26 protein-coding genes and 1 pseudogene are annotated in these 21,107 nt (G+C 64.1%); 26 read left to right on the top strand and 1 reads right to left on the bottom strand.

The features are described from left to right. Window positions 1-11 precede the first annotated feature (11 nt). The 13 genes from CLU85_RS18855 to hisD all read left to right on the top strand — a co-directional run bounded on the left by CLU85_RS18855 (window position 12) and on the right by hisD (window position 11,397). Entirely contained in the window at window positions 12-1,490 is a 1,479-nt protein-coding gene (locus tag CLU85_RS18855; RefSeq protein ID WP_100411610.1) for a glutamate synthase subunit beta, read from the top strand. 331 nt (window positions 1,491-1,821) lie between these two features. Continuing rightward, window positions 1,822-2,640, top strand: a complete 819-nt coding sequence (locus CLU85_RS18850) for an ABC transporter ATP-binding protein (RefSeq protein ID WP_100411609.1) — start codon at window positions 1,822-1,824, stop codon at window positions 2,638-2,640. Beyond that, window positions 2,637-3,419 carry a lipid asymmetry maintenance ABC transporter permease subunit MlaE gene (mlaE, locus tag CLU85_RS18845; protein WP_100411608.1) on the top strand — a complete coding sequence of 261 codons (783 nt, stop codon included), beginning with the start codon at window positions 2,637-2,639 and terminating at the stop codon, window positions 3,417-3,419. The genes CLU85_RS18850 and mlaE overlap by 4 nt, the downstream gene beginning before the upstream one ends. A gap of 36 nt (window positions 3,420-3,455) precedes the next feature. After that, a complete protein-coding gene (mlaD, locus tag CLU85_RS18840) occupies window positions 3,456-3,944 on the top strand; it encodes an outer membrane lipid asymmetry maintenance protein MlaD (protein WP_100411607.1) in 489 nt (162 codons plus the stop codon). Then, window positions 3,941-4,738, top strand: a complete 798-nt coding sequence (locus CLU85_RS18835; RefSeq protein WP_100411606.1) for a VacJ family lipoprotein — start codon at window positions 3,941-3,943, stop codon at window positions 4,736-4,738. Before mlaD ends, CLU85_RS18835 begins: the two co-directional genes overlap by 4 nt. 153 nt (window positions 4,739-4,891) lie before the next feature. Then, window positions 4,892-5,542, top strand: a complete 651-nt coding sequence (locus CLU85_RS18830) for a phospholipid-binding protein MlaC (protein WP_100411605.1) — start codon at window positions 4,892-4,894, stop codon at window positions 5,540-5,542. A gap of 12 nt (window positions 5,543-5,554) precedes the next feature. Then, the gene (locus tag CLU85_RS18825; protein ID WP_100411604.1) at window positions 5,555-5,827 is read left to right on the top strand and encodes a lipid asymmetry maintenance protein MlaB; all 273 of its coding nucleotides are present in this window, start codon (window positions 5,555-5,557) and stop codon (window positions 5,825-5,827) included. Window positions 5,828-5,940: 113 nt separating this feature from the next. Continuing rightward, window positions 5,941-6,963 carry an ABC transporter ATP-binding protein gene (locus CLU85_RS18820; RefSeq protein ID WP_100411603.1) on the top strand — a complete coding sequence of 341 codons (1,023 nt, stop codon included), beginning with the start codon at window positions 5,941-5,943 and terminating at the stop codon, window positions 6,961-6,963. Continuing rightward, window positions 6,960-7,715, top strand: a complete 756-nt coding sequence (locus tag CLU85_RS18815; protein WP_100411602.1) for an ABC transporter permease — start codon at window positions 6,960-6,962, stop codon at window positions 7,713-7,715. Before CLU85_RS18820 ends, CLU85_RS18815 begins: the two co-directional genes overlap by 4 nt. 1 nt (window position 7,716) lies before the next feature. Then, window positions 7,717-7,959 carry a BolA family protein gene (locus CLU85_RS18810; protein WP_100411601.1) on the top strand — a complete coding sequence of 81 codons (243 nt, stop codon included), beginning with the start codon at window positions 7,717-7,719 and terminating at the stop codon, window positions 7,957-7,959. Window positions 7,960-8,046: 87 nt separating this feature from the next. Further along, window positions 8,047-9,333: a UDP-N-acetylglucosamine 1-carboxyvinyltransferase gene (gene murA / locus CLU85_RS18805; protein WP_100411600.1), complete on the top strand. Its 1,287-nt coding sequence runs from the start codon at window positions 8,047-8,049 to the stop codon at window positions 9,331-9,333. An 11-nt stretch (window positions 9,334-9,344) separates the two neighbouring features. Then, on the top strand, window positions 9,345-10,010 hold the full coding sequence (gene hisG, locus CLU85_RS18800; RefSeq protein ID WP_100412644.1) for an ATP phosphoribosyltransferase: 666 nt from the start codon (window positions 9,345-9,347) through the stop codon (window positions 10,008-10,010). A gap of 4 nt (window positions 10,011-10,014) precedes the next feature. Beyond that, a complete protein-coding gene (gene hisD / locus CLU85_RS18795; protein WP_100411599.1) occupies window positions 10,015-11,397 on the top strand; it encodes a histidinol dehydrogenase in 1,383 nt (460 codons plus the stop codon). On the opposite strand, the gene CLU85_RS18790 is transcribed toward hisD, so the two are convergent. Then, window positions 11,384-11,809, bottom strand: coding sequence for a DUF2917 domain-containing protein (locus CLU85_RS18790; protein ID WP_100411598.1), 426 nt, complete (start codon window positions 11,807-11,809; stop codon window positions 11,384-11,386). The two genes, hisD and CLU85_RS18790, sit on opposite strands and share 14 nt — an antisense overlap. Window positions 11,810-11,961: 152 nt before the next feature. Between CLU85_RS18790 and CLU85_RS18785 the strand changes: the two are divergent. From CLU85_RS18785 to CLU85_RS18725, 13 genes and pseudogenes are all read left to right on the top strand, one after another. Continuing rightward, window positions 11,962-13,415 (top strand): annotated as a pseudogene (locus CLU85_RS18785) (PLP-dependent aminotransferase family protein). 56 nt (window positions 13,416-13,471) lie between these two features. Continuing rightward, the gene (locus CLU85_RS18780; protein ID WP_100411597.1) at window positions 13,472-13,696 is read left to right on the top strand and encodes a CopG family transcriptional regulator; all 225 of its coding nucleotides are present in this window, start codon (window positions 13,472-13,474) and stop codon (window positions 13,694-13,696) included. Between the two features lie 5 nt (window positions 13,697-13,701). Next, on the top strand, window positions 13,702-14,154 hold the full coding sequence (locus tag CLU85_RS18775) for a PIN domain-containing protein (protein ID WP_100411596.1): 453 nt from the start codon (window positions 13,702-13,704) through the stop codon (window positions 14,152-14,154). Beyond that, complete coding sequence (locus CLU85_RS18770) at window positions 14,151-15,275, top strand: histidinol-phosphate transaminase (RefSeq protein WP_100411595.1); 1,125 nt, start codon at window positions 14,151-14,153, stop codon at window positions 15,273-15,275. The genes CLU85_RS18775 and CLU85_RS18770 overlap by 4 nt, the downstream gene beginning before the upstream one ends. Beyond that, window positions 15,272-15,907 carry an imidazoleglycerol-phosphate dehydratase HisB gene (gene hisB, locus CLU85_RS18765; protein WP_100411594.1) on the top strand — a complete coding sequence of 212 codons (636 nt, stop codon included), beginning with the start codon at window positions 15,272-15,274 and terminating at the stop codon, window positions 15,905-15,907. Before CLU85_RS18770 ends, hisB begins: the two co-directional genes overlap by 4 nt. A 52-nt stretch (window positions 15,908-15,959) precedes the next feature. Continuing rightward, window positions 15,960-16,637, top strand: coding sequence for an imidazole glycerol phosphate synthase subunit HisH (gene hisH / locus CLU85_RS18760; protein WP_100411593.1), 678 nt, complete (start codon window positions 15,960-15,962; stop codon window positions 16,635-16,637). A gap of 68 nt (window positions 16,638-16,705) precedes the next feature. Then, window positions 16,706-17,446, top strand: a complete 741-nt coding sequence (gene hisA / locus CLU85_RS18755; RefSeq protein ID WP_100411592.1) for a 1-(5-phosphoribosyl)-5-[(5-phosphoribosylamino)methylideneamino]imidazole-4-carboxamide isomerase — start codon at window positions 16,706-16,708, stop codon at window positions 17,444-17,446. 7 nt (window positions 17,447-17,453) lie between these two features. Next, on the top strand, window positions 17,454-18,254 hold the full coding sequence (gene hisF, locus CLU85_RS18750) for an imidazole glycerol phosphate synthase subunit HisF (RefSeq protein WP_100411591.1): 801 nt from the start codon (window positions 17,454-17,456) through the stop codon (window positions 18,252-18,254). A gap of 132 nt (window positions 18,255-18,386) precedes the next feature. Then, entirely contained in the window at window positions 18,387-18,776 is a 390-nt protein-coding gene (hisI, locus tag CLU85_RS18745) for a phosphoribosyl-AMP cyclohydrolase (protein ID WP_100412643.1), read from the top strand. A 5-nt stretch (window positions 18,777-18,781) separates the two neighbouring features. Continuing rightward, window positions 18,782-19,156 carry a phosphoribosyl-ATP diphosphatase gene (locus CLU85_RS18740; RefSeq protein ID WP_100411590.1) on the top strand — a complete coding sequence of 125 codons (375 nt, stop codon included), beginning with the start codon at window positions 18,782-18,784 and terminating at the stop codon, window positions 19,154-19,156. Beyond that, entirely contained in the window at window positions 19,153-19,539 is a 387-nt protein-coding gene (locus CLU85_RS18735) for a hypothetical protein (RefSeq protein WP_100411589.1), read from the top strand. Before CLU85_RS18740 ends, CLU85_RS18735 begins: the two co-directional genes overlap by 4 nt. Continuing rightward, window positions 19,532-20,578, top strand: a complete 1,047-nt coding sequence (locus CLU85_RS18730) for a patatin-like phospholipase family protein (RefSeq protein ID WP_100411588.1) — start codon at window positions 19,532-19,534, stop codon at window positions 20,576-20,578. Before CLU85_RS18735 ends, CLU85_RS18730 begins: the two co-directional genes overlap by 8 nt. 163 nt (window positions 20,579-20,741) lie before the next feature. After that, entirely contained in the window at window positions 20,742-21,098 is a 357-nt protein-coding gene (locus tag CLU85_RS18725; protein ID WP_100411587.1) for a histidine triad nucleotide-binding protein, read from the top strand. Window positions 21,099-21,107 lie beyond the last annotated feature (9 nt).

Below are 21,107 nucleotides of genomic sequence, written 5' to 3'. Positions count from 1 at the left end.
AGGACACCGTCATGGGAAAAACTACCGGCTTCATGGAATACGAGCGCATCGAAGAGGGCTACAAGCCCGTGCCCGAGCGCTTGAAGCACTACAAGGAATTTGTCATTGGGCTCGATAGCGCTCAGGCCAAGGTACAGGGCGCGCGCTGTATGGACTGCGGCACGCCGTTTTGCAACAACGGCTGCCCGGTCAACAACATCATCCCGGACTTCAACGACTTGGTTTACCACCAGGACTGGAAGAGCGCGATCGAGGTGCTGCACAGCACCAACAACTTCCCTGAGTTCACCGGCCGCATCTGCCCCGCACCTTGCGAGGCGGCCTGCGTGCTCAACGTGAACGACGACGCTGTGGGCATCAAGTCCATCGAGCACGCGATCATTGACCGCGCCTGGGAAGAAGGTTGGGTCAAGCCCCGCCCCGCCAAGCACCAAACGGGCAAGAAGGTGGCCGTGGTGGGCTCGGGCCCCGCAGGCCTGGCGGCAGCCCAACAACTGGCGCGCGCTGGCCACAGCGTCACGCTGTTTGAAAAGAACGACCGCGTGGGCGGCCTGCTGCGCTATGGCATTCCTGACTTCAAGATGGAGAAGTCGCACATCGACCGCCGCGCCAAGCAGCTCGAAGCCGAAGGCGTGGTCATCCGTACCGGCGTGTTCGTTGGCGCCGCCAAGGACGGCCTGGGCAAGGACTCCAAGGTCACCAACTGGGCCAAGGAAACCATCACGCCTGAGCAGCTGAACAAGGAGTTCGACGCTGTGCTGCTGACCGGCGGTGCCGAGCAATCGCGCGACCTGCCCGTGCCCGGCCGCGACCTCGATGGCATTCACTTCGCCATGGAGTTCCTGCCCCAGCAAAATAAGGTCAACGCGGGCGACAAGCTCAAGGGCCAGATTCTGGCCACTGGCAAGCATGTCATCGTGATCGGTGGCGGCGACACGGGCAGCGACTGCGTGGGCACCAGCAACCGCCACGGCGCAGCCAGCGTCACCCAGTTTGAGGTGATGCCCCAGCCCCCCGAGGTGGAAAACCGCCCCATGACCTGGCCTTACTGGCCGCTCAAGCTGCGCACCAGCTCCAGCCACGACGAAGGCTGCGTGCGCGAGTTCGCCATCTCCACCAAGGAGTTCACGGGCGACAAGGGCAAGGTCAAGAGTCTGACCACCGTGCAGGTCGAGTTCAAGGACGGCAAGCTGGTCGAAGTCCCCGGCACCGAAAAACACTACCAGGCCGACCTGGTGCTGCTGGCCATGGGCTTTGTGAGCCCTGTGGCCGCCGTGCTCGACGCCTTTGGCGTGGACAAGGACGCCCGTGGCAATGCCCGCGCCACGACTGAGTTCGACGGCGGTTACGCCACCAATGTGCCCAAGGTCTTTGCCGCAGGCGACATCCGCCGGGGCCAGTCGCTGGTGGTCTGGGCTATCCGCGAAGGCCGTCAGGCAGCGCGGTCGGTGGATGAGTTCCTCATGGGTTACTCCGATCTGCCGCGCTGATTGGTGGCGGGATCTTTGAGTCAACGGCGCCGCAGGGCGCCGTTTTTCTTGACTCGGACCTTGGGGAGGGGTGGATCAATGCAGAGCCATGGAGCATGGCTAAAACAGCGCGCAAACTGTGTTTGCTCTTTGTTGGCACAATCGGTGTCCCTGTCAATCCGGGGTTGTCTCGGGCCAAGACGTGTCGAAGGGGCTTCTCGCGGGGTCTTTTTTTACAAACATACATGAATGTATGCTTTGTGTCTTCAGCTACCATTGCGCGTTACGCCCACTGGGCGAAGGGCTGGAGCCAAGCGGGCGCCTCCCGGATTGACTCCACTTTATTTTCTGCATGCCTGAGCCCACTTTTCTCGCTGAATTGCGCAATGTCACCTTCTCGTATGGTGATCGCGCCATCCTGCGCGATGTGACCCTGGCGATTCCCCGTGGCAAGGTCACTGCGCTCATGGGGGCTTCCGGCGGGGGTAAAACCACCGTGCTGCGCCTGATTGGCGGACAACAAAAGGCCCAGAGCGGCCAGGTGCTGTTCGATGGCCACGATGTGGGGGGGATGGATGTACCGGCGCTGTATGCCGCCCGTCGGCGCATGGGCATGTTGTTCCAGTTCGGGGCGCTGTTCACCGATCTCAGTGTGTTCGAGAATGTGGCATTTCCGCTGCGCGAGCACACCGACCTGTCGGAAGCGCTGATCCGCGATGTGGTGCTCATGAAGCTGCACGCAGTGGGCCTGCGCGGTGCCCGCGACTTGATGCCCAGCCAGATTTCCGGCGGCATGGCGCGCCGCGTGGCGCTGGCCCGCGCGATCGTGCTCGATCCCGAGCTGGTGATGTATGACGAGCCCTTCGCGGGCCTGGACCCGATCTCGCTGGGCACTGCGGCCCAGTTGATCCGCCAGCTCAACGATGCGATGGGACTCACCAGCATTGTGGTGTCGCATGACCTGGAAGAAACTTTCCGACTGGCGGACCACGTGATCATTCTGGGCGAGGGCGTGGTTGCCGCCCAGGGCTCACCGGAGGAGGTGCGCGCCAGCCTTGATCCGTTGGTGCACCAATTTGTGAATGCCCTGCCGTCCGGTCCGGTGCCGTTTCATTACCCGGGCTCGGCGGTGGCCGAGGACTTCGGGCCCGTCGAAGGGCGGGCGCTATGAGCTGGTACCGGCCCTCGGATGTCGGTTTTGCTGTGCGCCACAAGCTGGCAGACATCGGCATGGGCGCACGCCTGTTTTTCCGGCTGGTGCGGTTGGTCGGGGCGACCTTTCTGCGGCCGTCACTGGTGCGTGATCAGGTGCATTTCCTGGGCAACTATTCGCTGGCCATCATTGCGGTGTCGGGCCTGTTTGTGGGTTTCGTATTGGGGCTTCAGGGTTACTACACCTTGCAACGCTATGGCTCATCCGAAGCCCTGGGGTTGCTGGTGGCGTTGAGCCTGGTGCGTGAGTTGGGCCCGGTGGTCACGGCGCTGTTGTTTGCGGGCCGCGCCGGTACGTCGCTCACGGCAGAAATTGGCCTGATGCGCGCTGGCGAGCAATTGAGCGCCATGGAAATGATGGCGGTGGACCCGGTGCAGCGCATTCTTGCACCCAGGTTCTGGGCCGGGGTGATCACCATGCCCCTGCTGGCTGCGGTGTTCAGCGCGGTAGGTGTCGTCGGTGGCTGGGTGGTGGGTGTGCTCATGATTGGCATCGACCCTGGCGCATTCTGGAGCCAAATGCAGGGCGGGGTGGATGTGTGGAAAGACGTGGGCAATGGCGTGCTCAAAAGCCTGGTCTTTGGCTTTACCGTGACCTTTGTGGCGCTTTTGCAGGGGTTTGTGGCCAAGCCGACACCCGAAGGGGTGTCGCGGGCCACCACACGCACCGTGGTCATGGCGTCGTTGGCGGTTCTGGCGCTGGACTTCGTTCTCACGGCCCTGATGTTCAGTATCTGACGCTGGCGATGCTGGCAGGTGAAGGAATCTCAAACAATGCAACGCTCCAAAAACGATCTTTGGGTAGGGCTTTTTGTCATGCTCGGTGCGGTAGCGCTGGTGTTTCTGGCGCTGCAGTCGGCCAACCTGCTGAGCCTGAAATTTCAGTCGGGTTACCGCATCACGGCCCGTTTTGACAACATTGGCGGCCTCAAACCCCAGGCCGCTGTGCGCAGCGCCGGTGTGGTGGTCGGGCGCGTGGAATCCATTGCGTTCGACGATAAAACCTACCAGGCGCGGGTCACCCTGGCGATGGAGGACCGGTATGCGTTCCCCAAGGACAGTTCGTTGAAAATCCTCACCAGTGGCTTGCTGGGTGAGCAATACATCGGAATCGAAGCCGGAGCGGACGAGAAAAATCTGGCGCCAGGCGACATGGTCACTGCAACCCAGTCAGCCGTGGTGCTGGAAAACCTCATTGGACAATTTCTTTACAGCAAAGCCGAAGATGGCGGGAAGCCTGCAGGGACAGGCGGAAAAAAATGATGAACTCAAACTACACAGCCCTGGTCCATCGCGCTGGACTCCGGCCTCTGACATCGCGCGTGGTGGCATGGCTGGGACTCTTGCTGGGGGCCGCATTGCTGAGCGGGTGTGCCACGGTGGCGAACCCGGATCCGCGCGACCCGATGGAGTCTTACAACCGCAGCATGACCAATTTCAATGAGCAGGTCGATGCAATGGTGCTCAAGCCGGTGGCCGTCGCCTACAAAGAGATCACACCAGCGCCTGTGCGAACCGGGGTGAGCAACTTTTTTGCCAACATCGGCGACGTCTGGTCCTTTGTGAACAACGTGTTGCAGTTGCGTGGCGAGGCTGCGGCCTCCAGCTTCATGCGCGTGAACGTCAACACCTTCATGGGCTTGGGCGGTGTGCTCGACATCGCCAGCGAGTTGGGCATCGATCGCTACAAGCAGGACTTTGGCCTCACCCTCGGGCGCTGGGGCGTGGGCACCGGGCCATATTTGGTGCTGCCCATTCTTGGGCCTTCGACCGTGCGCGACACCCTTGCACTGCCGGTGGACATGAAAGGCAACGTGGTGAGCTATGTGGACCCGGTGTCTGCCCGCAACTCTTTGTATGGGCTGCGTGCCGTGGAGGTGCGATCGAACCTCCTGCGGGCGGGCTCCGTACTCGACAGCGCGGCGCTGGACAAGTACAGCTTCACCCGCGACGTTTTCCTGCAAGTGCGCAGTCAGGCGGGCGAGGCACAGAACGCGGACGGCAAGGACGCGGGCAATTCCAACGACGGCGTTTTGCCCGAAGAGCCGGCCCGCTGACGCCTGGCTTGGCTTACCGCCCTGTGGTGGGCGGCCCGGGTGGCGCTGGTTGCACTTTATTGCAATCCGCAACCGCAGCGACGTATGTCCGCCGGTGCGCGCCACCACAATGAATTCATGGGCGACAGCCCGTACTGATTGAAAGTCTTGAACATGATGAACCGACGCTCCGTAGGGCGCATGGCCCTTTCCCTTTGCCTGGCAACCAGCGTGTCGCTGGGCCTGCCGTTGTCGGCCCAGGCCGCCGATGAGGCGCCCGACGCGCTGATCAGGCGCCTGTCCACCGATGTGCTCAGCACGGTGAAGTCCGACAAGGCCATCCAGAGCGGGGACCTGAGCAAAGTGGTCGCGCTGGTGGATAAAACCGTGATGCCCAACGTCAACTTCCGCCGCATGACAGCTGCAGCCGTGGGCCCTGGCTGGCGCCAGGCCACGCCCGAGCAGCAAAAGCGGCTGCAGGACGAGTTCAAGATCCTGCTGGTGCGTACCTATGCGGGCGCTTTGGCTCAGGTCAATGACCAGAGCATCCAGGTCAAGCCCCTGCGCGCGGCGGCCGAGGACAAGGACGTGCTGGTGCGCACCGAGATCGTGGGCCGGGGTGACCCCATCCAGCTCGACTACCGTCTTGAAAAGACCCCGGGCGACGGCGCCGGCTGGAAAATCTACAACCTCAACGTTCTCGGCGTCTGGCTGGTGGAAACCTACCGTGGCCAGTTTGCGCAGGAGATCAATACCAAAGGCATGGACGGTCTGATTGAGACGCTGGTGGCCCGCAACAAAGCCAATGCAGGCACCAAGGGCTGAGGCACGTTGACCATGCTGGTGCTACCCCCCGAACTCACCCACCGTCAGGCCACGGCCTGCCTGAGCATGCTCATGCAGGGACTTCGGGTGCACCGCGACGGCGCGGTGGTGGTGGATGCCCATGCCTTGGCGGTTTTTGACACATCGGCACTGGCCGTGTTGCTGGAATGTCGGCGCGAAGCCTTGTCTGGGGGCAAGAGTTTTATTGTGCAAGGCATGCCCGCAGCGCTCGCGGGCATGGCGGGGCTCTACGGGGTGGACGCCCTGCTCGCAGCGGCGCGTTGATTGCCGACGCTGCCGGCGCGCCTTCGCGGCCGGGACCTTGGGGCGTGTGCGCAAGGGGCATCAAACCGGCACACCTGCGCGCCAGGGGCTGAGGCCTTAAAATCAAAGGCTTCATGCCCGCAGTCTCCTTTCAAGCCATCTCCAAGACCTTTGCCACGCCCAAAGGCCCTTTTCAGGCGCTGAACCAGGTCAATCTGGACATTGAGGAGGGCGAGTTCTTCGGGCTCCTCGGCCCCAATGGTGCCGGTAAAACCACCCTCATCAGCATTTTGGCGGGCCTGGCGCGTTCGACCAGCGGCCGCGTGCTGGTGCAGGGCAGCGATGTACATGGCAACTACGCCGACGCTCGCCGCAAGCTGGGCATCGTCCCGCAGGAGCTGGTGTTCGACCCGTTCTTCAACGTGCGCGAGGCGCTGCGCATCCAGTCCGGCTATTTCGGCGTCAAGAACAACGATGCCTGGATTGACGAGTTACTCGAAAATCTGGGCCTCACGGACAAGGCCAATGCCAACATGCGCCAGCTGTCGGGCGGTATGAAACGCCGCGTGCTGGTGGCGCAGGCGCTGGTGCACAAGCCGCCCATCATCGTGCTGGACGAGCCCACTGCGGGTGTGGACGTGGAACTGCGCCAGACCCTGTGGCAGTTCATCGCTCGCCTGAACAAGGAAGGGCACACCGTGCTGCTCACCACCCACTACCTCGAAGAAGCCGAGGCGCTGTGTGGCCGGATTGCCATGCTCAAGGCGGGGCAGGTCGTGGCGCTCAATCGCACGTCCGAGCTGCTCAAGGCCGCCTCGGGCAGCGTGCTGCAGTTCAAGACCGATACCGCGTTGCCACCGGCGCTGGCGGCTGTGGCGCGTGTCACCGGCCGCATCGTGCAGCTGCCTGCGCATGATGCCGCAGAGATTGAAAACCATCTGGCTGCGCTGCGCGTGGCGGAGGTGGAGGCGCAGGACATGGAGATTCGACGGCCCGATCTGGAAGATGTGTTTTTGCAGGTGATGTCCGGTACCTCGGTATCCAACATCCGCCTGGAGGGCGTGCCCGCCGCTGCGCCGGGCCGCCCCGGACAAGGCGCGGTCCCCTTGGGGGGCAGCGAGGACACGGCAGTGCCGAGCGTGGGAGCACAACAATGACCGGCTGGCAGACCCTGTTCTACAAAGAGGTGCTGCGTTTCTGGAAGGTCAGCTTCCAGACCGTCGCTGCGCCCGTGCTCACCGCCGTGCTGTACCTGCTGATCTTCGGCCATGTGCTGGAAGACCACGTCAAGGTCTACGATCGCATCAGCTACACCGCCTTTCTGGTGCCCGGCCTGGTGATGATGAGCGTTCTGCAGAACGCGTTTGCCAACAGTTCGTCGAGCCTGATCCAGAGCAAGATCATGGGCAGCTTGGTGTTTGTGTTGCTCACACCGCTGTCGCACTGGGCGTGGTTCGTGGCCTATGTGGGCTCGTCCATTGTGCGGGGTCTGATGGTGGGCCTCGGGGTGTTCATCGTCACCCTGGCGTTCGCGCGGCCGGAGTTCGCGGCGCCATGGTGGATACTGGCTTTTGCGCTGCTCGGCGCGGCGCTGCTGGCCACGCTGGGGCTGATTGCCGGCCTGTGGGCCGACAAGTTCGACCAGATGGCCGCATTCCAGAACTTCGTCATCGTGCCCATGACCTTCCTGTCGGGCGTGTTCTATTCCATCCAGTCGCTGCCGCCTTTCTGGCAGACCGTGAGTCACCTCAACCCGTTTTTCTACATGATTGACGGCTTCCGCTACGGCTTCTTTGGCCAGAGCGACACCTCTCCCTGGCTCAGCCTCACCATCGTGGGCATCGCCTGGCTGGCCGTGAGCGCGCTGGCCGTACACCTGCTGCGCACCGGCTACAAAATTCGGAACTGACATGACCGCCGACCAACTCAAAGACATCATCGCTGCGGGCCTCGCCTGCGAACACATCACGCTCGAAGGTGATGGCCGCCATTGGTATGCCACCATCGTTTCGCCGGAGTTCGAGGGCAAGCGCGCCATTCAGCGCCACCAGCGCGTGTACGCCACGTTGGGCGCGAAAATGCACACCGACGAAGTGCACGCACTGTCGATGAAGACCTTCACTCCGGCCGAATGGGCCGCTCAGGCGCAGTGATTGCCTGATTACTCACTTTTTGATAGCTGCTGGCGCATATTTCACTAGCGCTACTGGCATTTTTGACTCCTATTGTGGTGATTTGAGATGGACAAACTCCTGATTCGCGGCGGTCGTACCTTGCAGGGCGAGGTGCTGATCTCTGGCGCCAAGAACGCCGCCCTGCCGGAGTTGTGCGCCGCCTTGCTCACGGCCGACCCCGTGACCCTGCTCAACGTGCCCCAGCTGCAGGATGTGAGCACCATGCTCAAGCTCATCCGGAACATGGGCGTGACCGCAGAGCGTGCCGACGACGGCACGGTCCGTATCGATGCCGGAGCGCTCAACACCCCCGAGGCCCCCTACGAGCTGGTCAAGACCATGCGCGCCTCGGTACTGGCGCTGGGCCCGTTGCTGGCGCGTTTTGGCGAGGCCACGGTGTCACTGCCCGGTGGGTGCGCCATTGGTTCCCGCCCGGTGGACCAGCACATCAAGGGCCTGGCTGCCATGGGCGCCGAGATCGTGGTCGAGCACGGCTACATGATCGCCAAGCTGCCTGCGGGCTGGACGCGCCTCAAAGGCGCACGCATCACCACCGACATGGTCACGGTGACGGGCACCGAAAACTTCTTGATGGCTGCCGCCTTGGCCGAGGGCGAGACGGTTCTGGAAAACGCCGCGCAGGAGCCTGAAATTTCCGACCTGGCCGAGATGCTGATCGCCATGGGCGCGAAGATCGAAGGCCATGGCACCAGCCGCATCCGCATCCAGGGTGTCGAGACGCTGCACGGCTGCACCCACCGCGTGGTGGCCGACCGCATCGAGGCCGGTACCTTCTTGTGCGCCGTGGCGGCTACGGGCGGCGATGTGGTGCTGCGCCACGGGCGGTCCGACCATCTCGACGCTGTCATCGAAAAGCTGCGGGAAGCTGGCGCCACCGTGCAGGCGGTGGAGGGCGGTATCCGCGTGCAAAGCGCGGGCGGCGGCACACTCAAGGCCCAGGGCTTTCGTACCACCGAGTACCCCGGTTTTCCCACCGACATGCAGGCCCAGTTCATGGCGCTCAACTGCATGGCGCAGGGCACGGCCACGGTGACCGAGACGATTTTTGAAAACCGCTTCATGCACGTCAACGAGCTGGTGCGCCTGGGCGCCAAGATCCAGGTCGACGGCAAAGTGGCGGTGATTGAGGGCCTGGCCTCTGCCTCTACACGCCTGTCGGGTGCCACCGTGATGGCGACGGACCTGCGCGCTTCGGCCAGCCTGGTCATCGCGGGCCTGGTGGCCGATGGTGAAACGGTGGTGGACCGCATTTACCACCTGGATCGTGGTTATGACTGCATGGAAGCCAAACTGCGCGGTATCGGCGCTGACATCGAACGAGTAAAAGCATGAGCAGCAGCAACATGATCACCCTGGCGCTTTCCAAGGGCCGCATCTTTGACGAAACCCTGCCTCTGCTGGCTGCCGCCGGCATCGAGGTGCTGGAAGACCCCGAAAAGTCGCGCAAACTCATCCTGCCCACCAACCAGCCCAACGTGCGCGTGGTGCTGGTGCGCGCCACCGATGTGCCCACCTATGTGGAATACGGCGGTGCTGACATCGGCGTGACGGGCAAGGACACCCTCATCGAACACGGGGGCCAGGGCCTGTACCAGCCGCTGGACCTGCGCATTGCCAAATGCCGCGTGAGCGTGGCCGTGCGCAACGATTTTGATTACGAGCGCGCCGTCAAACAGGGCTCGCGCCTCAAGGTCGCCACCAAGTACACCGGCATTGCGCGCGACTTCTTTGCCAGCAAGGGCGTGCACGTGGACATGGTCAAGCTGTACGGCAGCATGGAGCTGGCGCCGCTGATTGGCCTGGCTGACGCCATCGTCGATCTGGTGTCCACCGGCAACACGCTCAAAGCCAACCATTTGGTGGAGGTGGAGCGCATCATGGACATCAGCTCGTATCTCGTGGTCAACCAGGCCGCGCTCAAGCTCAAGCAGGCACCACTGCGCCGCATCATCGATGCGTTTGCCTCGGCCATTCCTGCTGAAAAAAAATTGATTCATTCCACCGACTGACACTATGACTTTGGTAGCTGCTCCCGCCCGTCTGTCCACCGCTGCGGCCACTTTTGAGGCTGATTTTGCAGCCCGCCTGCATTGGTCTGCCGACACCGATGCGGCCATCGAGCAGCGCGTGGCCGACATCCTGGCCGACGTGCAACAGCGTGGCGATGCCGCCGTACTGGAGTACACCGCCCGCTTTGACGGCCTCAGCGCTCCCGACATGGCGGCGCTGGAGTTGACCCAGGCCGACTTCAAGGCCGCGTTCGACGCCATTCCGCAGGCCCAGCGCGATGCGCTGCAGGCCGCTGCCAAGCGCGTGCGCAGCTACCACGAAGCGCAGAAGAAGGCCTCTGGCGAAAGCTGGAGCTACCGCGACGAAGACGGCACCTTGCTGGGGCAGAAGGTCACACCGCTAGACCGCGTGGGCATCTATGTGCCCGGTGGCAAAGCGGCCTACCCCTCCAGCCTGCTGATGAATGCCATCCCCGCCCACGTGGCGGGCGTGCAGGAAATCATCATGGTCGTGCCCACGCCCGTGCGCGGCAGCGTGGCGACCGGTGGAACAGGCGAGGGCACCTCGACCAAGGGCGAGCGCAACGAGCTGGTGCTCGCCGCCGCTTACGTGGCGGGCGTCACACGCGCTTTCACCATCGGCGGCGCCCAGGCCGTGGCGGCGCTGGCCTACGGCACCGCCACCGTGCCCAAGGTCGACAAGATCACCGGCCCCGGCAATGCCTACGTGGCCAGCGCCAAAAAGCGCGTGTTTGGCACGGTGGGCATCGACATGATCGCGGGCCCCAGCGAAATTCTGGTGCTGGCCGACGGCACCACGCCGCCCGACTGGGTGGCGATGGACCTCTTCAGCCAGGCCGAACACGACGAACTGGCCCAGTCCATCCTGCTGTGCCCCGACGCTGCGTACATCGACGCCGTGCAGCGCGAGATCGACCGCCTGCTGCCCACCATGCCGCGCGCCGAGATCATCGCCAAAAGCCTGACCGGCCGCGGCGCGCTGATCCTGACCCGTGACATGGAAGAAGCCTGCGCCATCAGCAACCGCATCGCGCCCGAGCATCTGGAGGTGAGCAGCAACGACCCGCACCGCTGGGAGCCGTTGCTGCGCCACGCGGGTGCGATCTTCCTGGGCGCCTACACGTCTGAAAGCCTGGGCGACTACTGCGCGGGCCCCAACCACGTACTGCCCACCAGCGGCACGGCACGTTTCAGCTCGCCGCTGGGCGTGTACGACTTCCAAAAGCGCAGCAGCCTCATCGAGGTGAGCGAAGCCGGTGCCCAGGTGCTGGGCACCATCGCCGCCGAGCTTGCCTATGGCGAGGGCCTGCAGGCCCACGCGCAGGCCGCAGAGATGCGCCTCAAGAGCCCGGTCAAGCCGCGCTGATGGCGCCGCGAGGCAGGGCCCGGCCGGCAGCGTAGGAGGTGGGCACCACGGTCACCGCCTGCGGTGTGGCAGCCGGGGCGGGTGGGTACGCCGCCCCTTCCACCGCCCGGTGCTGCGCCCAGTTCAACCGCGCAGGCCGGTGGCCGTCGGCACTCACCCGCAGCCGTACGGGCCCCGTGAACGACAGGCGCTGGCCCGCCTCCAGAAAATAGTCTTCCAGCAGGCCATCACAGGTCACCCAGACGCGGCCTTGTTCGACTTCCAGCAGGGCGATGTCGCCTGCGCGGAAGTCCAGCACCTGGACAGCCTGCAAGGGCGGCAGCGGCTGGCGCTTCCACTGCAGGGTGAGGGGAACCGCAGGCTGCGGGGGCAGAGCGGGCGACGGTGGGGTGGGGGTGTGCAGCGAGTTCATGCCCTCACTGTGCGGCCAGCTGCCAAGCGCCGCCAGCCACAGGAATGAACGATCTGGGCCAGTACAGAGCGGCCGCCCAGCCCATCTGTACTGTACGCACTGGCGCGCCTCTGTACTGTCTGTTGAACACGGTGCCAGTACAGAATGGCACCATGACCACCGATGACGCACCCCCGCTGTACTTGCAAATCGCGGAGCAACTCGCGCAGCTGATCCGCAACGGCACCTTGGCACGCGGCGAAAAACTGCCCTCCGTGCGCGAGCTGGCGCGGCAGCATGCGGTGGCGCAGACCACGGTGGTACAGGCCTACCACTGGCTCGAAGACGCGCGCCTGGTCACCGCGCGACCACGCTCGGGTTTCTTTGTGGCAGCGCGCCCCGTGAGCCTGCCAGAGCCCAGCACCCCCGCCCCCTGCGTCGCCCGCGTGAGGTGTCGGTGGATTGGCTGGGTCAGCGCATTTTGGGCCGCAAGCAGCCGGTGGACATGGTCTCCTTCAGCAGCGGCACACCGGGCCCCGAGCTGTTCAACCCCGACCGCGTGCGCCGCGCCGTGGTGCGCGCCGCGCAGCGCCACCGCAACCTGCTGTGCACCTATCCCAGCTCTTCAGGCCACGAAGACGCGCGCCGCGCCATCGCACGCTACGCCGTGGGTTTGGGCTGCAGCCTGGACCCCGAGAACATCGTGATCACCGGCGGCTGCATGGACAGCATTGCGCTGTGCCTGCGCGCTGTGACGCAGCCGGGGGATGTGGTGGCACTGGAGTCGCCCACGCATTTTTCGTTTCTGGAGGTGCTGCAGGGCCTGCACCTCAAGGCGCTGGAGATTCCCACCCACCCGCGCAATGGCTTGTCGCTCGATGCGTTGCAACTGGCGCTGGACACCCAGCCGGTCAAGGCCGTGATGATCGTCCCCACGCTCAGCAACCCGCTGGGCAGCTGCATGCCGCAGGCCGAACGCAAGCGCCTGGCGCAGATGGCGGCGCGCCATGGTGTGGCGGTGATCGAGGACGCGATCTACAACGATCTGGTCGAGGTGGATGACATGCGCCGCACCGTCAAGTCGTACGACACCACGGGCCACGTGATGCTGTGCGATTCGTTCTCCAAAACCCTCGCGCCCGGTTTACGCCTGGGCTGGCTGGAGGCCGGGCGCTGGACTGACCAGCTGCGCGCCATCAAAGACCTGCAGGCGGGTGGGCAGTCGGCGGTGCTGGAGCTGGCGCTGGCCGACCTCATCACCCAGGCGGGTCATGCGGCCGCCATGCGGCAACTGCGTGCTGCCGTGGCCGCGCGCATGGACGAGGTGCGCCACATCGTTGCCACGCACTTTCCGCAAGGCACCCGGGTGAGCGACCCGCCCGGTGGCCTGCTGCTGTGGCTGGAGCTGCCGCGCGCGCTCGATTCAGTGCAATTGCACGAGGCCTGCCTGACCCAGCAGATCCTGATTGCGCCCGGCATGGTGTTCAGCGCCAGCGGGCGGTTTCGCAACTGCCTGCGCATTGGGGTGGGGGGTGACTGGACGCCCGCCCACCTGGAGGCACTGCGCACCGTGGGCGATATGGCGTGCCGGATGTTGCAAAAAGGGTCACAACCCAAGGCTGCATAAATGCCAAAGAGCAACACGAAGTTCGTGTTACACGAAGTTCGTGTAATATTTCACCCATGAAAAACGTCACCGTGACCATGGACGACACCGTTGCCGAATGGGTGCGCGTGGAGGCCGCCAAGCGCGGCAGCAGCGTCTCGCGGTTGCTCGGTGAATGGATGGCCGAGAAGATGCGCCAGGAAGATGCTTACGCCCAGGCCATGCGCGAGGCGCTGGGTTTTGAGTCGTGGGGGGCATCCAGCGGGCCCTACGTGCCCCGCGAAACCTTGTTCAAGCGCTGATCTCCATGAGCACGACCCCGATTTTTGTAGACACCGAGATCCTGCTTGCCAGCGTGGACGACCGGGATGCCGAGCGCCAGGCGAGGGCCCGCGAATGGATCGCCTTTTGCTGGCAGACGCGCAGTGGCCGTATCAGCTCGCAGGTGCTCAACGAGCTGTACAACCAGGCCATTCAGCGCTTTGATGGCCCCCACGTGCTGCAGCAGGTGCGCGCCCAGGTGCGCCGCCTGCGCGTGTGGCTGCCGCCGCACCTCGACTCGTACACCGTGGACGGCGCCTGGGACCTGCAGGACCGCTATGGCCTGAGCTACTGGGACGCGCTGATCCTCTCGTCCGCCCACCAGCAAGGCTGCCGCTACCTGCTGACCGAGGCGCTGCCGCACAACGAGCCCCTGGACGCCGTGCGCCCCATCAACCCTTTTCTTGTATCCCCCAACGAACTGGACACTGCCGAATGACCAACGCCGCTCCATCTTCCCCGCTTCAGGCCCTGGCCCGTATCCGCCCTGACGTGCGCGCCATGCACGCGTATGGCGTGCAGCCCTCCACCGGCATGCTCAAGATGGACGCGATGGAGAACCCGTTCCGCCTGCCCGCGCACCTGCAGGCCGCACTGGGCCAGCGCCTGGGCGCATTGGCGCTCAACCGCTATCCCGGCGACCGCCTGCTGGACCTCAAAGCCGCCTTGGCCAAATACGCGGGCATGCCCGAGGGCTACGGCATCGTGCTGGGCAACGGGTCGGACGAGCTCATCACCCTGCTGGCCCTGGCCTGTGCGCAGCCTGGCACGGGCCAGCGCGCCACCATGCTCGCGCCCATGCCCGGCTTCGTGATGTACCCGCTGTCGGCGCAGCTGCAGGGCCTGGACTTTGTCGGCGTGCCGCTCACGCCCGATTTTGAGCTGGATGAGCCCGCCATGCTGGCCGCCATCGCGCAGCACAACCCCGCCATCACCTACATCGCCTACCCCAACAACCCCACGGCCACGCTGTGGGACGAGGGCGCGGTGCAGCGCATCATCGACGCCGCGGGCGCGCAGGGCGGCATCGTGGTCATGGACGAGGCCTACCAGCCGTTCGCCAGCCGCACCTTCATCGACCGCATGCGGGCCGAGCCCGGGCGCAACGCCCATGTTCTGCTGATGCGCACGCTCAGCAAGTTCGGCCTGGCGGGGGTGCGCCTGGGATACCTCATCGGACCCTCGGCGTTTGTGAGCGAGATCGACAAGGTGCGCCCGCCCTACAACGTGAGCGTGCTCAACTGCGAGGCCGCGCTGTTTGCCCTGGAACACGCCGAGGTGTTTGCCGCCCAGGCCGCCGAGCTGGTGGCTGAGCGAACCCTGCTGGTCAACGCATTGCGCCAGATGCCCGGTATTGAAAAATGCTGGGACAGCGAGGCCAACATGGTCCTCATCCGCGTGGCGGATTCCGCCAAGGCCTACGAGGGCATGAAAAGCCGCAAGGTCCTCGTCAAGAACGTTTCTACAATGCACCCATTGCTGACCAATTGCCTGCGTCTCACGGTAGGTGCTGCCTCCGACAACGCACAAATGCTGGCTGCGCTCCAAGCCTCCCTATGACTTCCTCTGCACTCGTCACCTCCACGCCCACCGATCCCCTGGCCGACCGCATCGCCGAGGTCAGCCGCAACACCGCCGAGACGCGCATCACCGTGCGCATCAACCTCGACGGCACGGGCCAGGCCAAGCTGCACACCGGCATCGGTTTTTTTGACCACATGCTCGACCAGATCGCCCGCCACGGGCTGATCGACCTCGACATCGACTGTGAAGGCGACCTGCACATCGACGGCCACCACACGGTGGAAGACGTGGGCATCACGCTGGGCCAGGCGTTTGCGCGCGCCGTGGGCGACAAGAAGGGCATCCGCCGCTACGGCCATGCCTACGTGCCGCTCGACGAAGCCCTGTCGCGCGTGGTGGTTGATTTCTCGGGCCGCCCCGGCTTGCACATCGACGTGAAGTTCACGGCTGGCAGCATCGGCCAGCTCGACACGCAGCTGGTGTACGAGTTCTTCCAAGGCTTTGTGAACCACGCGGGCGTCACGCTGCACATCGACAACCTCAAGGGCGTCAATGCGCACCACCAGTGCGAAACGATTTTCAAAGCCTTCGGCCGCACGTTGCGCGCGGCGCTGGAGCGCGACCCGCGCTCGGTGGGCGTGATCCCCTCCACCAAGGGTTCTTTGTGAATTTTTTAGGTCAAATCGGGCGCTAGCGCTTGATTTATAAGCGCTAGCAGCTATGAATATGGAAGCAAAAACTGTCGCGGTCGTCGATTACGGCATGGGCAACCTGCGCTCGGTGTCGCAAGCCGTGCAGGCCGCCGCCGAGGGCTCGGGCTGGACCGTCGTCGTCACCCAGCGGCCCGAAGACGTGCGTGCGGCCCAGCGCATCGTGCTGCCAGGGCAGGGCGCCATGCCCGACTGCATGCGCGAGCTGCGCGAATCGGGCCTGCAGGAATCGGTGCTTGAAGCCGCTGCGTCCAAGCCGATGTTTGGCGTGTGTGTGGGCATGCAGATGCTGCTGGACCACAGCGCTGAAGGCCCCAACGGTGGAATCCCCGGCCTGGGCCTGATCCCCGGCGACGTACTCAAGTTCGACCTGGCAGGCCGCACCCAGCCCGACGGGAGCCGCTTCAAGGTGCCCCAGATGGGCTGGAACCAGGTGCGGCAGATGCACCATGCCGGTGCCGTGCATCCGGTGTGGGCCGGTGTGCCGGACAACAGCTACTTTTACTTTGTGCACAGTTTCTACGCCGTGCCGCAAAATGCCGCCCATTGTGCGGGGCAGGCCGACTACGGCGGTTGGTTCGCCGCTGCCGTTGCGCGCGATAATATTTTTGCCACGCAATTCCACCCGGAGAAAAGCGCGGAACACGGCCTGGCCCTGTACCGCAATTTTCTGCACTGGAACCCCTGACTCCCTAACATCCACCCGTTCGGGCCGAGCTGTGTCTCGCCCTTTTTCTCCCCCCGAACTTCATCACCATGCTGCTCATCCCCGCCATCGACCTCAAGGACGGCCACTGCGTTCGCCTCAAACAAGGCGATATGGACCAATCCACCACCTTCGGTGAAGACCCTGCCGCCATGGCGCGCAAGTGGGTGGATGCCGGCGCCCGCCGCCTGCATCTGGTGGACCTGAACGGCGCCTTTGCCGGCGTGCCCAAGAACTACACCGCCATCAAGTCCATCCTCCAAGAGGTGGGCCGCGATATTCCGGTGCAGCTCGGTGGCGGCATCCGCGACCTGGACACCATCGAGAAATACATCGACGGCGGGCTGCGCTACGTCATCATCGGTACGGCGGCAGTCAAGAACCCCGGCTTCCTGAAGGACGCCTGCAGTGCTTTCGGTGGCCACATCATCGTGGGCCTCGACGCCAAGGACGGCAAGGTCGCCACGGACGGCTGGAGCAAGCTCACGGGCCACGAAGTGGTGGACCTGGCCAAGAAGTTCGAGGACTGGGGCGTCGAATCCATCATCTACACCGACATCGGCCGCGACGGCATGCTCTCGGGCATCAACATCGACGCCACGGTGAAGCTGGCGCAGGCCCTGTCCATCCCGGTCATTGCTTCGGGCGGACTGGGCAGCATGGCCGACATCGAGCAACTGTGCGCGGTCGAGAGCGAAGGCGTTGAAGGCGTGATCTGCGGCCGCGCGATTTACAGCGGCGACCTCGACTTTGCCGCCGCGCAGGCCCGTGCCGACGCGCTGAACGGCTAAGGACCGCATGCTCGCCAAACGCATCATTCCCTGCCTCGACGTCACCGGAGGCCGTGTGGTCAAGGGTGTCAACTTTGTCGAACTGCGCGACGCGGGCGACCCCGTCGAGATCGCCGCGCGCTACAACGCGCAAGGCGCTGACGAACTCACCTTCCTTGACATCACCGCCACCAGCGATGGGCGCGATCTGATCCTGCACATCATCGAAGCCGTGGCCAGCCAGGTGTTCATCCCCCTCACCGTGGGTGGCGGCGTGCGCACCGTGGAAGACGTGCGCAGGCTGCTCAATGCGGGTGCGGACAAGACCAGCTTCAACTCGGCCGCTATCGCCAACCCCGAGGTGATCAACGCCGTGTCGGCCAAGTACGGCGCGCAGTGCATTGTGGTGGCCATCGACGCCAAGCGCCGCTCGGCCGAGGACGCCCAGCGCATCGGTGCGAACGGCCAGCCCGTGGGCGCCGGCTGGGATGTTTACAGCCACGGCGGGCGCAAAAACACCGGTCTGGATGCCGTGGCCTGGGCCACCGAGATGGCGCAGCGCGGCGCGGGCGAAATCCTGCTGACCAGCATGGACCGTGACGGCACCAAGGCGGGCTTTGACCTGACGCTCACGCGCGCCGTGAGCGACGCGGTGAGTGTGCCCGTGATTGCCTCTGGCGGTGTGGGCAACCTTGACCATCTGGCCGATGGTGTGCAGCAGGGCGGCGCCGACGCAGTGCTGGCCGCCAGCATCTTTCACTACGGTGAGTACACCGTGGGCCAGGCCAAGAAGCGCATGGCCGAGCGGGGCATCCCCGTGCGGATGTGATCTAACGTTACTCCTGATTTGATAGCTGCTAGCGCATGGAGCGTATGCGCTAGCGGCCAAAAACGCTTTAAATGTGTAGGTGGGTGCCATGGTGTGCCCCGGCATGCCATCCGGATCACCGACAATGGCCCCATGAACTGGCTCAATGAAGTGAAATGGGATGCGCAGGGCCTGGTGCCCGTGATTGCGCAAGAGCAGGGCACGGGCGACGTGCTGATGTTTGCGTGGATGAACCGCGAGGCCCTGCAGAAAACGGCGGAGCTCGGTCGTGCCGTGTTTTTCAGCCGGTCGCGCAAGAAGCTGTGGTTCAAAGGCGAAGAGTCCGGCCACGTGCAGACCGTGCACGAGATTCGCCTCGATTGCGACAACGATGTGGTGCTGCTCAAGGTCACGCAGCTGGGCCATGAGCCCGGCATCGCCTGCCACACGGGCCGTCATAGCTGCTTCTTCAGCGTGCTCAAGGACGGCGCATGGAAGGCTATCGATCCGGTCTTGAAAGACCCCGAGTCCATCTACAAGTAAGACCCATGAGTTCCAATGATTCCCTCGGGCGCCTGGCCGCCGTCATCGAAAGCCGCAAGCCCGCCAATGGCGGCGACCCCGAAAAAAGCTATGTGTCGCGCCTGCTGCACAAGGGGCCGGACACGTTTCTGAAGAAGATTGGCGAAGAGGCCACCGAAGTGGTCATGGCGGCCAAGGACGTGGACCATGGCGCCGACAAGTCCAAACTGGTCTACGAAGTGGCGGACCTGTGGTTTCACTCCATGGTGGCGCTGGCCCATTACGGCCTGACGCCAGCCGACGTGTTGTCCGAACTGGAGCGCCGCGAGGGCACCAGCGGCATTGAGGAAAAAGCCCTGCGCAAGGTGGTTGCGCGTGCTGCCGAGGAGGGTTCGTCATGAGCGACATCATCGATGTGCAAACCAACGACCAGAAGGCCGAAGACCTCAAGGCCATCGGCTGGGTCAGCTATCTCCTGCACTTGATCGTGGCCGTGGGCGCTGTCATTCCTGGTGCTCAGCCGGGGGCGGTCCTCTTGATCATTGCCCTGGTGCTCGACCTTGTGAAGAAGGGTGATGCCGAGGGCACCTGGCAAGCCAACCACTTCTCGTGGCGCATCCGCACCGTCATCTGGGCGGGTGTGCTGTACATCGTGACGGCGCCGCTGTGGCTGCTGTTTGTGTTGCCCGGCTGGATTGCCTGGGGCCTGATCTCCCTTTGGTTCCTGTACCGCATCGTGCGTGGCATGGTGGCCATGAACAAGAGCCAGGCGGTGGATGTCTGAGCCAAGGGCTCATGCGCCAGCCCGCCCGCGCCTGAATCTGGCGCTACAGGGCGGCGGCTCGCACGGTGCGCTCACCTGGGGTGTGCTGGACGCATTGCTGGAAGATGGGCGGTGGCAACTGGACGGTGTGAGTGGCACCAGTGCTGGCGCCATGAATGCCGTGGCCCTTGCGCATGGCTTTGCCCAGGCAGCCCAGGCCCACAAAGACCCCGAGGAAGCCCACCATGTGGGCTGCGTGCTGGCCCGAGAGTCGCTGAAGCGGCTGTGGGAAGGGGTTGGCTCTTTGGGTAGCCTTACCTGGGGCACGCCGCTATCGGCTGCCAACCCGCTGGTGGGCATGATGTCCCAATGGTTCTCGCCCTACCAGACCAATCCCATGGGGCTCAATCCCTTGCGCAAGTTGCTGGAGCGCGAGGTGGATTTCAGCCTGCTGTGTTCCGCGCGCACCGGCGTGGTGGGGCCCAAGGTTTTTGTCTGTGCTACCAACGTGCGCACCGGCCGGGGTGAAATCTTTTCGGGCCCCCGCTTGAGTGCGGATGCCGTGATGGCCTCTGCCTGCTTGCCGATGATGTTCAAGGCGGTCGAGATCGAAGGGGAGGCCTATTGGGATGGTGGCTATTCGGGCAATCCGGCGCTTCATCCCCTGATCTACCAGACCGAAACCTCGGACATCCTGCTGGTGCAGATCAACCCCATCGAGCATCTGGAAGTGCCCAACACCGCCGCCGAGATCATGGAACGCATGAACGAGGTCACCTTCAACGCCAGCCTGCTGGCAGAACTGCGCGCCATCGAATTTGTGCGACGGCTGCTGGCCGAAGGCAAACTGGATGCCCGCCGCTACAAAAGCGTGCGCATGCACCGCATTGATGGTGGTTCGGTGCTGGCGCCGTTCGGTGCGGACAGCAAGATGCGCGCTGACCTGTCTTTTGTGCGCAAGCTCTTCGCCCTGGGTCGTGCGGCCGGGCTGGAGTGGCTGCAGGCGCACCACAAGGACGTGGGCGTGCGGCCCACCATCAAGATCGCTGACAATGCGTGAAGCCCCTTGTGTCGCCTGCGGCACCTTCCCCCTCAGGGGGACGCCACCCGTGGCCTGGCGGAGCCAGTTCCACGGTGGCGCTGGCTTGGGGCGCGCCGGTTTCAATGGCTTGGGGGCTGAGCAGCGCCCGGTGAACTGTTAACTTCGTACCGACATTTTTCTCATGCACGATCCGAACTGCCTTTTCTGCAAAATCATCGCGGGCCAGATTCCTTCGAAGAAGGTCTACGAAGACGAAGAAATTTTTGCCTTTCACGACATCCATCCTTGGGCGCCGGTGCACTTTTTGATGGTTCCCAAACTGCATATCCCTTCGATGGCACAGGTCACCGCAGAACATGCGGGCATGCTCGGGCGCATGATGGCGCTGGCGCCGAAGCTGGCTCTGGAGGAGGGTTGCAACCCGTACCCGGAGGGTGGCTTTCGCGTCGTGGTAAACACGGGGTTTGAAGGTGGCCAGGAAATCCACCACCTGCATGTCCATGTGATGGGTGGCCCCCGTCCTTGGCTCAAAGGCTGAACCAGGCTG

This window comes from Acidovorax sp. 69, from assembly GCF_002797445.1.
Classification (GTDB): domain Bacteria; phylum Pseudomonadota; class Gammaproteobacteria; order Burkholderiales; family Burkholderiaceae_C; genus Acidovorax.
The sequence above is the reverse complement of the archived record's forward strand: the minus strand, read 5'-3'. Positions and strand labels throughout refer to the sequence as shown.

Excerpts from the sequence above, each read along its gene's own strand:
- CLU85_RS18725 (WP_100411587.1), top strand. The coding sequence starts at position 20,742 with ATGCACGATCCGAACTGCCTTTTCTGCAAAATCATCGCGGGCCAGATT.
- hisF (WP_100411591.1), top strand. The coding sequence starts at position 17,454 with ATGCTCGCCAAACGCATCATTCCCTGCCTCGACGTCACCGGAGGCCGT.
- CLU85_RS18830 (WP_100411605.1), top strand. The coding sequence starts at position 4,892 with ATGATGAACCGACGCTCCGTAGGGCGCATGGCCCTTTCCCTTTGCCTG.
- CLU85_RS18735 (WP_100411589.1), top strand. The coding sequence starts at position 19,153 with ATGAGCGACATCATCGATGTGCAAACCAACGACCAGAAGGCCGAAGAC.
- hisI (WP_100412643.1), top strand. The coding sequence starts at position 18,387 with ATGAACTGGCTCAATGAAGTGAAATGGGATGCGCAGGGCCTGGTGCCC.
- CLU85_RS18815 (WP_100411602.1), top strand. The coding sequence starts at position 6,960 with ATGACCGGCTGGCAGACCCTGTTCTACAAAGAGGTGCTGCGTTTCTGG.
- CLU85_RS18790 (WP_100411598.1), bottom strand. The coding sequence starts at position 11,809 with ATGAACTCGCTGCACACCCCCACCCCACCGTCGCCCGCTCTGCCCCCG.
- mlaD (WP_100411607.1), top strand. The coding sequence starts at position 3,456 with ATGCAACGCTCCAAAAACGATCTTTGGGTAGGGCTTTTTGTCATGCTC.
- CLU85_RS18825 (WP_100411604.1), top strand. The coding sequence starts at position 5,555 with ATGCTGGTGCTACCCCCCGAACTCACCCACCGTCAGGCCACGGCCTGC.
- hisA (WP_100411592.1), top strand. The coding sequence starts at position 16,706 with ATGCTGCTCATCCCCGCCATCGACCTCAAGGACGGCCACTGCGTTCGC.
- hisB (WP_100411594.1), top strand. The coding sequence starts at position 15,272 with ATGACTTCCTCTGCACTCGTCACCTCCACGCCCACCGATCCCCTGGCC.
- hisD (WP_100411599.1), top strand. The coding sequence starts at position 10,015 with ATGACTTTGGTAGCTGCTCCCGCCCGTCTGTCCACCGCTGCGGCCACT.
- CLU85_RS18770 (WP_100411595.1), top strand. The coding sequence starts at position 14,151 with ATGACCAACGCCGCTCCATCTTCCCCGCTTCAGGCCCTGGCCCGTATC.
- hisH (WP_100411593.1), top strand. The coding sequence starts at position 15,960 with ATGAATATGGAAGCAAAAACTGTCGCGGTCGTCGATTACGGCATGGGC.
- CLU85_RS18730 (WP_100411588.1), top strand. The coding sequence starts at position 19,532 with ATGTCTGAGCCAAGGGCTCATGCGCCAGCCCGCCCGCGCCTGAATCTG.
- murA (WP_100411600.1), top strand. The coding sequence starts at position 8,047 with ATGGACAAACTCCTGATTCGCGGCGGTCGTACCTTGCAGGGCGAGGTG.
- CLU85_RS18855 (WP_100411610.1), top strand. The coding sequence starts at position 12 with ATGGGAAAAACTACCGGCTTCATGGAATACGAGCGCATCGAAGAGGGC.
- CLU85_RS18740 (WP_100411590.1), top strand. The coding sequence starts at position 18,782 with ATGAGTTCCAATGATTCCCTCGGGCGCCTGGCCGCCGTCATCGAAAGC.
- CLU85_RS18780 (WP_100411597.1), top strand. The coding sequence starts at position 13,472 with ATGAAAAACGTCACCGTGACCATGGACGACACCGTTGCCGAATGGGTG.
- CLU85_RS18775 (WP_100411596.1), top strand. The coding sequence starts at position 13,702 with ATGAGCACGACCCCGATTTTTGTAGACACCGAGATCCTGCTTGCCAGC.
- CLU85_RS18810 (WP_100411601.1), top strand. The coding sequence starts at position 7,717 with ATGACCGCCGACCAACTCAAAGACATCATCGCTGCGGGCCTCGCCTGC.
- CLU85_RS18850 (WP_100411609.1), top strand. The coding sequence starts at position 1,822 with ATGCCTGAGCCCACTTTTCTCGCTGAATTGCGCAATGTCACCTTCTCG.
- hisG (WP_100412644.1), top strand. The coding sequence starts at position 9,345 with ATGATCACCCTGGCGCTTTCCAAGGGCCGCATCTTTGACGAAACCCTG.
- CLU85_RS18835 (WP_100411606.1), top strand. The coding sequence starts at position 3,941 with ATGATGAACTCAAACTACACAGCCCTGGTCCATCGCGCTGGACTCCGG.
- mlaE (WP_100411608.1), top strand. The coding sequence starts at position 2,637 with ATGAGCTGGTACCGGCCCTCGGATGTCGGTTTTGCTGTGCGCCACAAG.
- CLU85_RS18820 (WP_100411603.1), top strand. The coding sequence starts at position 5,941 with ATGCCCGCAGTCTCCTTTCAAGCCATCTCCAAGACCTTTGCCACGCCC.